The sequence below is a fragment of the Stenotrophomonas sp. 8(2023) genome (assembly GCF_030345295.1).
GTDB lineage: Bacteria > Pseudomonadota > Gammaproteobacteria > Xanthomonadales > Xanthomonadaceae > Stenotrophomonas > Stenotrophomonas muris.
The window spans coordinates 2,670,396-2,684,773 of the sequence record NZ_CP128404.1 but is presented as its reverse complement, the minus strand read 5'-3'; the positions used below and the strand labels follow the sequence as shown (position 1 = coordinate 2,684,773).

Genomic DNA, 14,378 nt, shown 5'->3' with positions numbered 1-14,378 from the left:
GCGCGCCGTGGGCAGCTCAGTTTTCGCTGGCGGTTACGAATCCAGGCCGGCGCAGCGGGGCAGCTCGGCGTGCAGGAAATCGATGAAGGCACGCACCTTGGGTTGCAGGTGGCGCGACGTGGGATAGACCGCATGCACGAAGCGTGGCGGATAGCGGTGGTCGGGCAGCACCTGTTGGAGTTCGCCACGGGCCAGCGCTGGTGCCGCCAGGAACGAGGGCAGGGCGCCGATGCCCATGCCGGCCACCAGCAGGTCGCGCAGCAGCAGGCTGTTGTTGACGGTGACGCGTGCCGGCAGGGTGATGGTCACCTGCCCATCCGGGCCGAGCAGCGGCCAGCTGCCGGGGGAGTCGGACAGGCTGTAGGCCAGCACACTGTGCACCTGCAGATCGTCCACCGACTGCGGTGCTGGACGCTGCCGCAGGTAGGACGGGGCAGCGCACAGCACCTGTTGCAGCGAGGCAAGCCGGCGCGCCACCAGTCGCGAGTCGTCCAGCTCGGCACGCAGCCGCAACGACACATCGAAACCCTCACCGACCGCATCAAGCAGGCGATCTTCCATCACCAGGTCCAGCGACAGCTGTGGATGCTGTTGAAGGAAGCGTGGCAGCAGCGGCGACAGCGTGCTCAGTGCGAACGACTGCGGTGCATTGACACGCAGGCGCCCGGCCACCTCGCCACGCTGTTCGGCGATGCCACGTTCCAATGCGTCCAATTCGTCGAGCAGGCGGCAGCATTCGCGGTAATAGGCGTGGCCGGTCTCGGTCAGGCTCATGCGCCGCGTGGTCCGCTGCAGCAGCACCACGCCCAGGTGCGTTTCCAGCGCGCGCAACTGCTTGCTCAGCCCGGCCGGCGACATGCCCAGGTCTTCGGCAGCGCGGGCCAGCCCGCCGCGTTCGACGATGCGGCGGAAGGCGCGCATCAGGTTGAAGGAATCCATGCCGGTACCGGGCGCGATGAGGGCGCCATTGTAGATCCACGCCGTCCGTGGGTGGGGGAAACGCGGTGTCGGCCAAAGGGGGGATATCCACCGAGGCGGGGCGGGTTGCGCCGTTTGTTCAAGCGCGCAACCGTCGTGCCGCGCCAGCATGCAGGCCCCTCACGTTCCGGGTTGCCCATGAAACACTGGATCCTCCGCCTGTATGCCCCGTTGTTCCTGCTCGGTTTCGTTGCCGCCGCCGTCGTCTGGGTCGGCCACCTCCATGGCGATCCGCTATGGCTGCTGGCCTTGCTGGCGGTCGCCATCGCAGTTTCGTTCGCTGCCGAACGTGCCTGGCCGTATGACCCCGCGTTCAACCACGACCACGGCGACAGTCTGCGTGACACCCTGCATGCACTGGTCAACGAAAGCCTGAACCTGCTGTCGATCGCTGCGGTGCCGCTGCTGGCAGCGCTCCTTCCGTGGCAGCTGTGGCCGCTGCAGTGGCCGTTCGTTCTGCAGGTACTGCTGGCCATCGTCTGCGCCGACCTTGGCATTACCCTGGTGCACTACGCCAGCCATCGCATCGGCTGGCTGTGGCGGTTGCACGCGGTGCATCACAGCGTCACCCGCATGTACGGCTTCAACGGCTTGATGAAGCATCCGCTGCACCAGGCGGCCGAAGCAGTGGGCGGCGTACTGCCGCTGCTGCTGTTGGGCCTGCCGATGCCGGTGGCTGCGGTGCTGGCCTTCGCCATTGCCATCCAGCTGCTGCTGCAGCACTCCAACGTGGACATGCGCCCGGGCCTGCTGGGCCGGGTGATGGCGTGGGCACCGCTGCACCGCTTCCACCACATGCGTTACGGCAACGCTGGCGACGTCAACTTCGGCCTGTTCCTGACCGTCTGGGATCACCTGCTGGGGACCGCCTTCGATGCGCCGGGCTATCGGCTGCAGCAGCGCGACCTCGGCATCGGCAGCCAACCGGACTATCCGCGCGATTATCCGGGACAGCTGCTGGCGCCGTTCCGCGAACTGCCGCATGGCGAGGTGCCGGAGCTGCCGGAAGGTCTGCGCAGGCGCGGATGATGGGCCGTGTCAGGCCGCTTGAAGCTGCAGGCCCTGCAGCTGCGCGGCACCGATACCGAACATGCGGCGCAGGCTGCGCGACAGATGGGCCAGATCGGCGAATCCAGCGGCATGCGCACTGTCGGTCAGGGTGTGCCCGTGCAGATGATGCATGAGTGCGCGGCGCAGCCGCTGCCACAGCACCCAGCCGCGCAGGGTCACCGCCAGATCAGACTGGAAACGCCGGTGCAGCTGGCTGGTCGACAGGTGCGCCGCCCCGGCGATATCGGCGGCCGGCACCGGGCCGGGCAGGTGCTGGGCGATACGGGCCAATGCCGCCTGCACGCGGCGGTCCAGCGGTTGCGGGCGGCTCAGCCGTGGCAGCCAGCCGTGCAGTTCCAGCGCGTTGCCCGGCAGTGCGTGCAGGTATTGCTGGATCTGTGCGGGATTGGCATGCGTCGGCTCAAGAAACACCGTGCAGCCTGCTTCTGGCGCTAACAGGATCGCGTGCGGCTGGAATGATGGCAGCCACAGCCGCTGGCCTTGCTGCTGCACGCCATCGACCTCGACCTGCCAGGCTGCGCCGTCGCTGAGCAGCAGTTGATGGGCGTAGTGCGCGTGCGCGGCGCTGTCACCGGCATGACCCTGCAGCACGGCCACGTGAGCATCCAGCAGCAACGTGCCATTCCAGGGCAGGGCGGGGGAGGACATTGAGGGATTGTAGATCCACACCATGCGTGGATGAATCTCAATCGAAATCGATTATTTCGACAGACGGATTCACGGCGTCAACGCAACCGGCCCTACCCCGCCAACCCACAGGAAGCCCGCTTTTGCTTCGGCTGTTGCTTCTGAGGTTGCCTACCGCGGGTGCCGGGCGCCGCCCGGCCGTGCGCCCCCTCAGCGCCCGTGCGGATCCGGCCGGTGATGCACGTATTCAACCACGGTGCCATCGGGATGCACCGCATTGAACGCCGCCCCGGTCGGGACTACCTGCAGCGGGAAGATGATCTCGGCGCCGGCGGCGACCAGTTTGTCGTGATAGGGCCGAACGTCATCGACCAGCAGTGTCCCCGTGGTCGAGGTGAACGGTGCCAGTGCCGCCTGGCTGCCTTCGATCAGCAGGAAGGCGCCGACCATCGCCAGGCGCAGCCCGGCTTCCGGGAACGGGAACCCTGCATCGGCTACCACGCCCTGCAACTGCTCGTAGAACGCCACGCTGCGCTCCAGCTCGCCCGGGGCCACGAACACCCGGATCAGCACGCGCGGTGCGCGCTGGCTGGAGGTGTCACAGCGGTCGCGCCAGAGATGATCGAAGTCGCGATGTACGGTCATGGGCTCGATTCGTGGCCAGGGATCTCCATTATCAGCAGCCTCGCGCGGCGCGCTGATGACCGCCAGTGATGGCCTGATAACCATTGGCCGGGTTGCCCCTGTGACTTAGGTCCTGTTGACAGGTGTGAACGCCCTCGCACAATCTTCACAGGATTGGGTCGCCCTGCGCGGCCCGGGCAGGCAGGTTGTCACGCCGGGAGGAGGGTCCCGCGCGCAGACCGGCCCGTCCATCGGCCTGCGGGGCGTTGCCTGGCAACCCCTGCGCGGCATGAACGCTGCACCCTTCGGCGGCACTTTCCCTGGACCGATTGCCTTGGCAACGGAATTACGCCTGCCGATGAAAACGTTTACAAAACCGCTTGCACTGTCTCTGGCCCTGTCTGCCGCACTGGCCGCTCCGGCCTGGGCCGACCCGGCCGCGTTCACTGTGCTGACCCTGGAACAGGCGCCCCACGCCGAGGCGATGCCGGCGCTGGCCGCGCAACTGAAGAGCCTGAAGGTGGACGCGGTGAGCGTGCGCCAGGTGCAGCGCGGCATCGGCCAGGTCGATCCGCTGCAGGTGCTGGCCGATGGCCTGGGCTACGAGTACCGCTTCATTGCCGCCGGCAAGGACGATGGCCAGACCCAGCGCGGCCAGGCTGTTCTGACCCGGCTGCCGATCGCCGCTGAATCCGGCCCCGACCAGCCGGGCCTGAACTACCTGCGCCTGGACGATGGCCGCCACACTGTGGCGGTCTATACCGATGCCGGTGCAGGTGCGGCGCAGCTGCCGGCGCTGGTCACCCGTTCGCGGCTGGGTGCACCGGCGGTGCTGCTCGGCGCGGTGGCCGGTGAATCGGCCAAGGCCGCAGGCTTCGATCCGGCGCGTGTGGCGCTGGAAGCCGATGCCAGCTATTTCAGCGACGGCTTCCAGGCCGCCAGCAGCGCGCCGTTCAAGGTGGAAGGCAGCACGCTGCATGCCACCCTGCTGACCCTGGCCTATGCCGCCGACAAGCACGGCGACACGCCGTGGATGGACACCACGCTCAACGCCGATGCGCGCGCTGCGCTGCTGCTGAAGGCGATGACCGAGGATGAGAAGTTCCAGATGCTGCACAGCTACTTCGGGCTGGGCAAGGACGGCGGCCCGCTGCCGGAAGGTGCGGTCGGTTCGGCCGGCTTCGTGCCGGGCGTACCGCGGCTGGGCATCCCGTCGCAGCAGTCGGCCGATGCCGGTGTCGGCGTGACCAATCCGGGGGGCATCCGCCCGGGCGACTTCGCCACGGCGATGCCATCGGGCCCGTCCACCGCATCGAGCTGGAACCGCGAAGTTGCCTTCGCCGGTGGCGCCACGATGGGCCGCGAGGCGTGGCAGCAGCGCTTCAATATCCTGCTGTCGGGCAGCGTCAACCTGCAGCGTGACCCGCGCAACGGCCGCAACTTCGAGTACGCCGGCGAAGACCCGCTGCTGGCCGGCTCGATGGTTGGCGCGCTGATCCAGGGCGTGCAGAGCCAGCACGTGATCTCCTCGATGAAGCACTTCGCGCTGAACGACATGGAGACCCGTCGCAACTTCCACGACGTGCGCATCGGCGAGCAGGCCATGCACGAGTCGGACCTGTTGGCCTTCGAGATCGCGCTGGATGCCGGTCGCCCGGGCGTGGCGATGTGCTCGTACAACAAGATCAACGGCACCTACGGCTGCGAGAACGGCTACCTGATGAACCAGGTGCTGAAGCAGGAATGGAAGTTCCCCGGTTTCGTGATGTCCGACTGGGGTGGCGTGCACAGTGGCTCGAAGGCTGCGCTGGCCGGCCTGGACCAGCAGTCGGCCGGTGAGGTGTTCGACGCGGCGGTGTTCTTCGATGAACCGCTGCGCCTGGCCGTGCATGGCGGCGTGGTGCCGCAGGCGCGCCTGAACGACATGGTGGCGCGCATCCTGCGCACGATGTTCCTGCATGGCAACTTCGACAACCCGCCGCAGCACCAGAAGGTGGATGCCGAGGCCGGCTTCGCCGTTGCCCAGCGCACGGTGGAGGAGGGCAGCGTACTGCTGCGCAATGAGGGCAACCTGTTGCCGCTGGCCGACAGCGTGAAGCGCATCGTCATCATCGGCGGCCATGCCGACAAGGGCGTGATCGGTGGCGGTGGTTCATCGATGGTGGGCGTGACCGCCAAGGGCACCAACGCGGTGCCCGGCGTGATGCCGACCACCTGGCCGGGCCCGGTGATCTTCCATCCGTCCTCGCCGCTGGAATCGCTGCGTGCGGCGCGCCCGGACACGACTATCACGTATGTCGATGGCACCAACGCCGCTGCTGCGGCCAAGGCGGCCGCGCAGGCGGATGTGGCCATCGTGTTTGCCACGCAGTGGGCTGCCGAATCGGTGGACCTGCCGGACATGCAGCTGCCGGACAACCAGGATGCCCTGATCTCGGCAGTGGCCAAGGCCAACCCGAAGACCGTGCTGGTGCTGGAAACCAACGGCCCGGTGCGCACACCGTGGCTGGCGCAGGTGCCGGCGATGCTGCAGGCCTGGTACCCGGGCATCCGCGGTGGCGAAGGCATTGCCGCACTGCTGACCGGCCAGGTCAATCCGTCCGGCCGCCTGCCGGTGACCTGGGTGACGGACGAATCGCAGCTGCCGCGCCCGCACATCGACGGCCTCGGCTTCAAGCCGGCCAAGCCGTTCGGTGATGTGTTCGATTTCGATATCGAAGGCGCCAACGTCGGCTACAAGTGGATGGCGGCCAAGGGCCTGACCCCGACCTTCGCCTTTGGCCATGGCCTGTCCTACACCTCGTTCGCCTATGACAACCTGAAGGTGAGCGTGGAAGGTTCGCGCCTGGTCGCCAGCGTCGACATCCGCAACATCGGCAAGCGCGCCGGTGCCGACGTGGCCCAGCTGTACCTGAAGCTGCCGGCCGGCAGCACCACGCCGATCCGCCTGATCGGCTATGACAAGGTGACCCTGCAGCCGGGCGAACAGCGCCGCATCCGCATCGAAGCCGAGCCGAAGACGCTGGCCCACTACGATGCACAGGCGCGCCAGTGGAAGATCGATGGCGGCACCTACCAGGTGCAGCTGTCGCGCAACGCCGCCGAACCGCTGCAGACGGTGGACGTGCAGCTGGTGGAGCAGGTGCTGCGCTGAGGCTTGAAGGCACGGCCCGCAAGGGCCGTGCCTGAAAAAGGGGACGGAGGGGATTAAGTCGTTTATGCATAAACGACTTAATCCCCTCCGTCCCCTTTTCATATGGCGAACCACCCGCGCAGGAAATCGATCAGCTGCCGCACCTTCGGCGAGGGCTGCGTGCTGTGCGGGTAGACCGCGTACACGCTCTGCTGCGGGAAGCGGTGCTGGCGCAGCACCGGGCGCAGGCGGTCCTGGGCCAGGTCGTCCTCGATCAGCCAGCTTGGCAGCACGGTGACCCCGGCGCCGGCCACGGCGAAGGCGCGCAGGCTGCTGGCACCATCCACGCGCACCACTGCATTGCCCGGATTGGTGGCAAACAAGGCGTCGCTGCCGTCGGGCGCGACCACCGGCACGTCGGCCAGGCGCGGGTAACCCAGGCGGGGCAGGGTGCCCAGTTGCACGGGGTCATTGGCCGCATCGGCAGAGGGCAGGCGTGCCAGCAGGGACGGAGCCGCCACCGCGCACAGCGGGTGCCGTTCCAGTTCACTGGCATGCAGGCCCGAATCGGGCAGACGGCCAAGACGGATCGCCAGGTCGAAGCGCTCGGGAATCAGGTCTGCCGGCGCGGGAGACGTGGACAGGTGCAGCTGCAGGGCCGGATGCCGCGCACGGAAGGCTTCCAGTGCGGGAATCAGGCGAAGCTGCGCGTACTCCGGGGTGGTGGTCAGGCGCAGCACACCCTGCAGCTGGTGCTGGTCGCGCCGCGCGGCGTCGATTGCCGCCTGCGCGGCATCCAGCGCCTGTACGCAGTGCTGCAGGAACTGCTCGCCAGCGTCGGTCAGGGCCAGGTGGCGGGTACTGCGCAGCAGCAGGGTCACGCCCAGTTCCTGCTCCAGTCGCTTCAGGTTGAAGCTGACCACCGCACGGCTCAGGCCGAGCCGATCGGCCGCTGCGGTCAGGCTGCCGGCCTCGACCACGGCACGGAAGATATCGAAGCGATCGAGACTGACCATGGCGATTCATTGTCAAAACAGATTTGACAGTGTTGCAGGTGTTGTCGTGTTTTTCCAACAGCTCCCGGGCGGCATGCTGGCGGTCTCTCTGCTGGAGCACCGCCGATGCCGTCCCCCCGCCTGCGCCATGAGGCGATCTTCCTGCTGGTGTTCGCCCTGGATCTGGTCAACATGTTCATCGCCACGGTGGCCTATCCGGCACTGGCAGCGGAACTGCACGCTGATGTCGGTACCCTGGCCTGGGTGGGCACCGCCTACATGCTGGGCCTGAGCGTGGTGATTCCGCTGGCGCCCTGGTTGGCCGCGCGCTGTGGTGAGCGTCGCCTGCTGCTGGTGGCGTTGCTGTTGTTCGCGGTTGCCGCTGTGCTGGCCGGCGCCGCACCGGGTATCGGCTGGCTGCTGGGCTGGCGCCTGCTGCAGGGGCTGGCCGGTGGCCTGCTGATTCCGGTGGCACAGGCGGCAGCGTACCGACAGTGCACGCCGGACCAGCGTGGCGCGCTGACCCGCCGCATCCTGCTGGTGGCGCTGCTGGTGCCCGCACTGGCGCCGGCGCTGGGCGGGTTGCTGGTGCAGTGGTTGTCCTGGCGCGGCGTGCTCTGGGCCAGCCTGCCGTTGGCGGTGGTGGCGATCAGCCTGGTGCTGGCCTGGATGCCGGCCGATGGCGCGCGCAGTGCGCCGCGCCTGCAGGCCTATGCGCTGTCCACCGCGATGCTGGCGCTGGGCGCGCTGCTGCTGGCGTTGACCTGGCTGGGTGAACCCGGCCATCGGGCCGCCGGTGCCGTACTGCTGTTGATCGCAATGCTGTTGGCGGCGGCCCACCTGCGGCATGCACGGCAGCAGGCGCAGCCCCTGCTGCGCTGGTCGCTGCTGTCCCATCGGGGCCTGCGCCTGGCGATGCTGGTCTATCTGGCAGTGCCCGGTGTGTTCATCGGCAGCCAGCTGGTCAGTACCCTGCAGCTGCACCAGGCCGGTTACAGCGCGGCACGCATCGGCGCGTTGATGCTGCCCTGGGCGCTGGCCTCGGCCATTGCGATCACGGCCAGCAAGCGCCTGCTGGCGCGCTTCGGCCCGGCCACGGTACTGCGTACGGGCATGCTCCTGCAGGCCAGCGGCCTGCTTTTGATGGCGCTGCTGCCGCAGCCGGCCTTCGCGTTGGCCGGGCTGCTGTTCGCGCTGATGGGCGCCGGCGGCAGCCTGTGCAGCAGCACCGCGCAGACGCTGGCCTTCCATGGGGTCGAGGGCGAAGCATTGGGCGATGCCAGTGCACTCTGGAACCTCAACCGCCAGCTCAGCTTCTGCCTGGGCACCGCGGCCATCGCGCTGCTGCTGGCATTGGCCATGCAATGGCTGCCGGCCCACGGCACCGGCATGGCGCTGGGTCTGGCCGCGGTACTGACCCTGCTGCCGATGGCGCTGCTGCGCCGGCCGCAGTTGCTCACCCTTTCGCAACCGGAGAACATCTGATGGATACCACCGCAGAACATGAAATCCACCACCTGCACGACAAGCTGCAGGCCTGGTTCCGTGCCGATGTCGGCGCCGATGCGCTGGAGGATCTGATGGCGCACTTCAGCGCGGACTTCAGCATGGTCGGCATCGCGGGTCGCCGATTGGATCGGCAAGCCGTGCAGGCGTTGTTCGCGGGCGGTCACGGGGCGCGCCCCGGGCTGCGGATTTCCATCGACGCCGTGCACGCGGTGGAAGCGCCTTCACCGCTGGCGGTGCTGCGCTATCGCGAAGGGCATTCGCTCGATGGCGGCACGCCTGCATGGCGGGAGTCACTGGCGGTGCTGCGGCAGGAAGAGGGTCGCTGGCGCTGGCTGGCACTGCATGAGGTGGTGGTGGCCTGATGTTGTAGAGCCGAGCCTACGCTCGGCTGCTCTTCGGGTAGGTCGCGGCGGTCTGAGCCGAGCGTGGGCTCGGCTCTACAGGACGCACTGCTCCCACATTGGCCGCACATGTGCCATCAGTCCTGCCTGCATCCACCGCAGAATGCAAAGCCCGCACACACTTCATGGCTCGGGGCAGGAGTAGGCTTGGAGCTTTCCTGCCGGGAGGGGTTGTCCATGCGTGTGCGTGCCGTCGCTGTAGCCATTGCCCTTTGCCTGTCCAGCGCCGTGCTGGCCGCCGATACCCCGCCGATGACCCCGGACATTAGCGGCAAGCCCTTCGTTGCCCCCGATGTCGGTCGTGACTACGACAAGCGCGTGGTGATGGTGCCGATGCGTGATGGCACCAAGCTGTATACGGTGATCGTGGTGCCCAAGGGTGCCCGCAATGCCCCGATCCTGCTGACCCGCACCCCCTACGATGCCGCCGGCCGCGCCAACCGCAGTGATTCGCCGCGCATGCGCGACCTGCTGCCACAGGGCGACGAGGTGTTCGTCGACGGCGGTTACATCCGCGTGTTCCAGGACATCCGTGGCAAGTACGGCTCCGAAGGCGATTACGTGATGACCCGGCCGCTGCGCGGGCCGTTGAACAACACCAGGGTGGATCACTCCACCGACGCCTGGGACACCATCGACTGGCTGGTGAAGAACGTGCCGGAGAGTAACGGCAAGGTCGGCATGCTCGGCTCGTCGTACGAGGGTTTCACCGTGGTGATGGCGCTGACCGACCCGCACCCGGCACTGAAGGTGGCCGCGCCGCAGAGCCCGATGGTCGATGGCTGGATGGGTGACGACTGGCTCAACTACGGTGCGTTCCGCCAGGTCAACTTCAACTATTTCGCAATGCAGACCGAGAAGCGCGGCAAGGGCACGCCGCTGCCCAGCCTCGGCTATGACGACTACAGCACCTTCCTGCGCCTCGGTTCGGCCGGTGACTACGCGCGTTTCACCGGCGTGGACCAGCTGACCTGGTGGAAGAAGCTGGTCGAGCACCCGGCCTATGATGGCTTCTGGCAGGGCCAGGCGCTGGACGCGGTGATGGCCAAGACACCGTTGAAGGTGCCGACCATGTGGCTGCAGGGCCTGTGGGACCAGGAAGACATGTGGGGTGCCAACCACGCCTACCAGGCGATGGAAGGGCGCGACAGCGGCAACAACCGCAACTACCTGGTGATGGGCCCGTGGCGGCACAGCCAGGTGAACTACGGCGGCAGCGAGCTGGGTGCGCTGAAGTTCGATGGCGATACCGCGCTGCAGTTCCGTCGCGATGTGCTCAAGCCGTTCTTCGACCAGTACCTGGTGGATGGCGCGCCGAAGGCCGATACGCCGCCGGTGCTGATCTACAACACCGGCGAGAACCACTGGGACCGCCTGAAGGGTTGGCCGCGCAGCTGCGACAAGGGCTGTGCCGCCAGCAGCAAGCCGCTGTACCTGCGCGCTGGCGGCAAGCTGGCGTTCCAGGCACCGGCGGCGGGCGAGGGGGACTTCGAGGAATACGTGTCCGACCCGGCCAAGCCGGTACCGTTCGTGCCGCGCCCGGTCCGCTTCGGCGACCGCGACATGTGGACCACCTGGCTGGTCAAGGACCAGCGATTCGTTGATGGCCGCCCGGACGTGCTGACCTTCATCACCGAACCGCTGACCGCGCCGCTGCGCATCGGCGGCGCACCGGTGGTTCACCTGCAGGCCTCGACCAGTGGCACCGACAGCGACTGGGTGGTGAAGCTGATCGACGTGTATCCGGACCAGGAAGCGTCGACGCCGGAGATGGGTGGCTACGAGCTGCCGGTGTCGCTGGCGATCTTCCGTGGCCGTTACCGCGAAAGCTTCAGCGATCCGAAGCCGCTGGCCGCCAACCAGGTGCTGCCGTACCGCTTCGACCTGCCCAACGCCAACCACACCTTCCAGAAGGGCCATCGGGTGATGGTGCAGGTGCAGTCCAGCCTGTTCCCCCTGTATGACCGCAATCCGCAGACGTACGTGCCGAACATCTACCTGGCCAAGCCGGGCGATTACCAGAAGGCCACGCAGCGGGTCTGGCACAGCGCAGCGCAGGCCAGTTACATCGATCTGCCGGTGTATTGAGGTTGATGAGGTACGCCGGGTGCGCGATGCCCGGCGGCGGTAGTGCCGGCCGCTGGCCGGCATCCGCGACGGCGCGAGAGCGTGTCGACCAAGGTCGACACCTACCGGAGCGGGGATCCTCACCCCACCTTCGAGGGGCCCGTACGCCAGCGGCTGGGGACCAGGCCGAAGCGCTTGCGGAACGCGGCGGCGAAGTTGCTGGGGTGGCGGTAGCCGCTGGCGGCGGCGGCCTGCTCAACCGTCCATCCGTTTTCGCGCAGGCCCTGTTCGGCATGGCGCATGCGCTGTTCATGCAGGTAGTCGAACACCGAACTTCCATACTGCTGGGCAAAATGGCGGCGCAATGAGCTGGGGCTCATGCAGGCCAGCCGGGCCAGCTCGACCAGGCTGTGTGCATGGCTGGGGTCGTCATGCAGGTAACTGCGTACCCGTTCCAGGCGCTCGCGCTGGCCGGCACGCAGCGTGCGCACCGGGTCGGTCTGCAGATCCTCGGCCTGCAGGCCGAGGGCCAGCAGCTGCAATGCCACGCCTTCGCGCCACAGCGCGTCGATGCCGTCCTGCCACGGGCTGTCGAACAACTGGCCCAGCACCGGCAGCATGGCGTGGGGAATGGCCCAGTGGCGGCATTCCAGGTGCGTGCCAAGCGCTTTTTCCAGCTGTGGCATCTGGAAAACATCCGCGTCGATGCCACCCGGCACGATCACGCTGACCCCGCGCAGGCGCGTTTCGCCGGGGTGCGCGCCGGTCATCTCGATCTGGTCGCGATGGTGGGCGGTCATCGCGGTGCCGGCACGCAGGGTGAAACTTCCGCGTCGCGGGATACGCACGTCGACCTGACCCTGCAGCATCACGCGGATGGCGAGCCCGGGCCGCTGTTGCGCGGTCGCCACATAGGGGAACCGGTTATGCACGTCGGAGGCGATCAGGCTCATGCCACCGCGCATGAACTGTTCGTTGACTTCGCCGCGGCCGGCCCACTGGTCGTCACGCAGGTGTTCCGGATCAGCGCGGTAATCGAAGCCGTGGCGTTGGCCGAAGCGGCGGTAATCGGCAAAGGTGAAGTATCGGGACATCGCTCGGCACGTACAGGAGGGGAGGCGCTGGCACCATGGCCCATGTGCTGCCCCGCGTAGCGGGCAGCCTGGAAGGCCGGAAAACGCCAGGTTGGAAAAAATGTGTCGAAGAAACTGGAAACGTTTCCCATTGTCGCTGCGAATCATTCGCAGGGGATTTGAATACGGTCAAACCGATTGGTCATTACGGCCAAGTTGAACGGGGTGCCGGACATACGCCAGCGTTTTGCCGCTATATCCGTACTTGATTCCTTACATGAACTTCGGTTGAGGTTTCATTGCTGGAACGATCATCCGCGGACAGGCTGTTGGTCTGCTCGTCACAGCGGCCGGCGTAAGGTGATGGATTGGCGGCCGCGCGCCGCATCGCTACCCCCACCGATGGAGAATGCAGATGATTGATTACCAGCTGACCGGCAAGACCGCGATCGTGACCGGCGGCGTGTCGGGCATCGGCCTGGCCGTGGCACAGACGCTGGCCGCATCCGGTGCCCGTATTTCGGTCTGGGACCTCAAGCAGGATGCGGTGGATGCCACCGTGGCGCAGTTGCGCAGCACCGGCGCACAGGCCATCGGCATCGCGCTGGACGTCACCGACGATGCAGCAGTGGAGGCGGCGGTGCAGCGCACGGTCAAGGAACTTGACGGCCTGCATGTGGCGGTCAACAACGCCGGTATCGGCGGGCCGGCGGCCAGCAGCGGCGACTATCCGATCGAGGGCTGGCAGCGGGTCATCGACGTCAACCTCACCAGTGTGTTCCTGTGCCAGCGTGCGCAGATCCAGGCAATGCGGGCCGCTGGAACCGGCGGCAGCATCATCAACATGGCCTCGATCCTGGGCCAGGTGGGCTATGCCGGTTCCACCGCTTATGCGGCGGCCAAGCACGGCGTGGTCGGGCTGACCCAGACCGCCGCGTGGGAACATGCGGCCGACGGCATCCGTGTCAACGCGGTGGGTCCGGGTTTCATCAGCACGCCGCTGCTGGAGAAGATGGACCCGAAGGTGCGCGCCACGCTGGAAGGACGGCACGCGCTGAAGCGGCTGGGCACGGCCGAGGAAGTGGCGGCATTGGTGGCCTGGTTGGCCAGCGACGACGCCTCGTTTGCGACCGGCGCGTACTACGCCATCGATGGTGGCTACCTGGCGCAGTGATGCGTTGAACGCAGGGTGCGGTGCCGCCGGGTGTCGCCCGGCGCTACCGGGTGAACGGACTGTGGCGTGGCCTTCACCTCTGTGCCACGGGGGCCACGCGACGCTCCGGGAAAACCCCGGAGCTTGACCATGGAACTCACCCAGGATGTCTCGATCCTGCTGCGCGTTGCCGCAGCGATGCTGTTCGGCGGCGTGCTCGGCGTCGAGCGCGAGATGGGCAAGCACGCCGCTGGCCTGCGTACGCACATGCTGATCGCGGGGGCCGCTGCGCTGATCGTCGGCCTCGGCGACTCGGTGGCCGAGCATTTCCAGCAGGAGCGCTACCGCGACCTGCTGCAGGTCGATCCGGTGCGCCTGATCGAAGCGGTGGTGGCCTGTGTCGGCTTCGTTGCCGCTGGCACCATCCTGCGTGGGTCACGCGAGGACCAGGTCAGCGGCCTGACCACGGCCAGCTCGCTGATCATGGCAGCGGCCATCGGGATTGCGGTGGGGATCAGCAAGTACGTGATCGCCATCGGGGTGAGCGTGCTGTGCGTGCTGGTGCTGGCGGTGATGCGGCGGTTGGAGAAAAGGATTCCGTAGGGAAGGTCTAGTTGCCGGCCAGCGGCCGCCACTACCATGAGAGCCGTAATGGTCGGACCAATATGAAGTCTAGCCCTATGGTCTAATAGGCACGTCGTCGGAGCGGCGGTTAAATCAGCTGCAAGTGGTCTGATCGAAATCATT

Annotated in this window: 12 protein-coding genes; 7 read left to right on the top strand and 5 right to left on the bottom strand. The window is 67.2% G+C overall.

Annotated features, from left to right (window positions below; translation table 11 throughout):
* Nucleotides 1–33: 33 nt before the first annotated feature.
* On the bottom strand, nucleotides 34–939 hold the full coding sequence (locus tag QP609_RS12590; RefSeq protein ID WP_041864222.1) for a LysR family transcriptional regulator: 906 nt from the start codon (nucleotides 937–939) through the stop codon (nucleotides 34–36).
* Nucleotides 940–1,116: 177 nt separating this feature from the next.
* Between QP609_RS12590 and QP609_RS12585 the strand changes: the two genes are divergently transcribed.
* Nucleotides 1,117–2,007 (top strand): sterol desaturase family protein, encoded by an 891-nt coding sequence (locus QP609_RS12585; protein ID WP_046431202.1) that lies wholly within the window; start codon nucleotides 1,117–1,119, stop codon nucleotides 2,005–2,007.
* Between the two features lie 9 nt (nucleotides 2,008–2,016).
* Here QP609_RS12585 and QP609_RS12580 read toward each other — a convergent pair whose 3' ends face one another.
* Both QP609_RS12580 and QP609_RS12575 read right to left on the bottom strand, forming a co-directional pair.
* Nucleotides 2,017–2,721 carry an AraC family transcriptional regulator gene (locus tag QP609_RS12580; protein ID WP_169410356.1) on the bottom strand — a complete coding sequence of 235 codons (705 nt, stop codon included), beginning with the start codon at nucleotides 2,719–2,721 and terminating at the stop codon, nucleotides 2,017–2,019.
* Nucleotides 2,722–2,886: 165 nt separating this feature from the next.
* Entirely contained in the window at nucleotides 2,887–3,321 is a 435-nt protein-coding gene (locus QP609_RS12575; RefSeq protein WP_014647503.1) for a glyoxalase/bleomycin resistance/dioxygenase family protein, read from the bottom strand.
* 337 nt (nucleotides 3,322–3,658) lie between these two features.
* Between QP609_RS12575 and QP609_RS12570 the strand changes: the two genes are divergently transcribed.
* Entirely contained in the window at nucleotides 3,659–6,454 is a 2,796-nt protein-coding gene (locus tag QP609_RS12570) for a glycoside hydrolase family 3 C-terminal domain-containing protein (protein WP_197621124.1), read from the top strand.
* A gap of 98 nt (nucleotides 6,455–6,552) precedes the next feature.
* On the opposite strand, the gene QP609_RS12565 is transcribed toward QP609_RS12570, so the two are convergent.
* The gene (locus tag QP609_RS12565; RefSeq protein WP_075076137.1) at nucleotides 6,553–7,449 is read right to left on the bottom strand and encodes a LysR family transcriptional regulator; all 897 of its coding nucleotides are present in this window, start codon (nucleotides 7,447–7,449) and stop codon (nucleotides 6,553–6,555) included.
* 105 nt (nucleotides 7,450–7,554) lie between these two features.
* On the opposite strand from QP609_RS12565, the gene QP609_RS12560 reads away from it, so the two are divergent.
* The 3 genes from QP609_RS12560 to QP609_RS12550 all read left to right on the top strand — a co-directional run bounded on the left by QP609_RS12560 (nucleotide 7,555) and on the right by QP609_RS12550 (nucleotide 11,426).
* A complete protein-coding gene (locus tag QP609_RS12560; RefSeq protein WP_197621123.1) occupies nucleotides 7,555–8,913 on the top strand; it encodes an MFS transporter in 1,359 nt (452 codons plus the stop codon).
* Entirely contained in the window at nucleotides 8,913–9,299 is a 387-nt protein-coding gene (locus QP609_RS12555) for a DUF4440 domain-containing protein (RefSeq protein ID WP_049440941.1), read from the top strand. Before QP609_RS12560 ends, QP609_RS12555 begins: the two co-directional genes overlap by 1 nt.
* Before the next feature lie 216 nt (nucleotides 9,300–9,515).
* On the top strand, nucleotides 9,516–11,426 hold the full coding sequence (locus QP609_RS12550) for a CocE/NonD family hydrolase (RefSeq protein ID WP_032957710.1): 1,911 nt from the start codon (nucleotides 9,516–9,518) through the stop codon (nucleotides 11,424–11,426).
* Between the two features lie 119 nt (nucleotides 11,427–11,545).
* Here QP609_RS12550 and QP609_RS12545 read toward each other — a convergent pair whose 3' ends face one another.
* Nucleotides 11,546–12,499: an AraC family transcriptional regulator gene (locus QP609_RS12545; protein ID WP_049407541.1), complete on the bottom strand. Its 954-nt coding sequence runs from the start codon at nucleotides 12,497–12,499 to the stop codon at nucleotides 11,546–11,548.
* 394 nt (nucleotides 12,500–12,893) lie between these two features.
* Here QP609_RS12545 and QP609_RS12540 point away from each other — a divergent pair, with 394 nt between their 5' ends.
* Entirely contained in the window at nucleotides 12,894–13,652 is a 759-nt protein-coding gene (locus QP609_RS12540; protein ID WP_014647496.1) for an SDR family NAD(P)-dependent oxidoreductase, read from the top strand.
* 129 nt (nucleotides 13,653–13,781) lie between these two features.
* A complete protein-coding gene (locus QP609_RS12535) occupies nucleotides 13,782–14,234 on the top strand; it encodes an MgtC/SapB family protein (protein WP_014647495.1) in 453 nt (150 codons plus the stop codon).
* Nucleotides 14,235–14,378: the final 144 nt, after the last annotated feature.

Excerpts from the sequence above, each read along its gene's own strand:
- QP609_RS12590 (WP_041864222.1), bottom strand. The coding sequence starts at position 939 with ATGGATTCCTTCAACCTGATGCGCGCCTTCCGCCGCATCGTCGAACGC.
- QP609_RS12585 (WP_046431202.1), top strand. The coding sequence starts at position 1,117 with ATGAAACACTGGATCCTCCGCCTGTATGCCCCGTTGTTCCTGCTCGGT.
- QP609_RS12580 (WP_169410356.1), bottom strand. The coding sequence starts at position 2,721 with ATGGTGTGGATCTACAATCCCTCAATGTCCTCCCCCGCCCTGCCCTGG.
- QP609_RS12575 (WP_014647503.1), bottom strand. The coding sequence starts at position 3,321 with ATGACCGTACATCGCGACTTCGATCATCTCTGGCGCGACCGCTGTGAC.
- QP609_RS12570 (WP_197621124.1), top strand. The coding sequence starts at position 3,659 with ATGAAAACGTTTACAAAACCGCTTGCACTGTCTCTGGCCCTGTCTGCC.
- QP609_RS12565 (WP_075076137.1), bottom strand. The coding sequence starts at position 7,449 with ATGGTCAGTCTCGATCGCTTCGATATCTTCCGTGCCGTGGTCGAGGCC.
- QP609_RS12560 (WP_197621123.1), top strand. The coding sequence starts at position 7,555 with ATGCCGTCCCCCCGCCTGCGCCATGAGGCGATCTTCCTGCTGGTGTTC.
- QP609_RS12555 (WP_049440941.1), top strand. The coding sequence starts at position 8,913 with ATGGATACCACCGCAGAACATGAAATCCACCACCTGCACGACAAGCTG.
- QP609_RS12550 (WP_032957710.1), top strand. The coding sequence starts at position 9,516 with ATGCGTGTGCGTGCCGTCGCTGTAGCCATTGCCCTTTGCCTGTCCAGC.
- QP609_RS12545 (WP_049407541.1), bottom strand. The coding sequence starts at position 12,499 with ATGTCCCGATACTTCACCTTTGCCGATTACCGCCGCTTCGGCCAACGC.
- QP609_RS12540 (WP_014647496.1), top strand. The coding sequence starts at position 12,894 with ATGATTGATTACCAGCTGACCGGCAAGACCGCGATCGTGACCGGCGGC.
- QP609_RS12535 (WP_014647495.1), top strand. The coding sequence starts at position 13,782 with ATGGAACTCACCCAGGATGTCTCGATCCTGCTGCGCGTTGCCGCAGCG.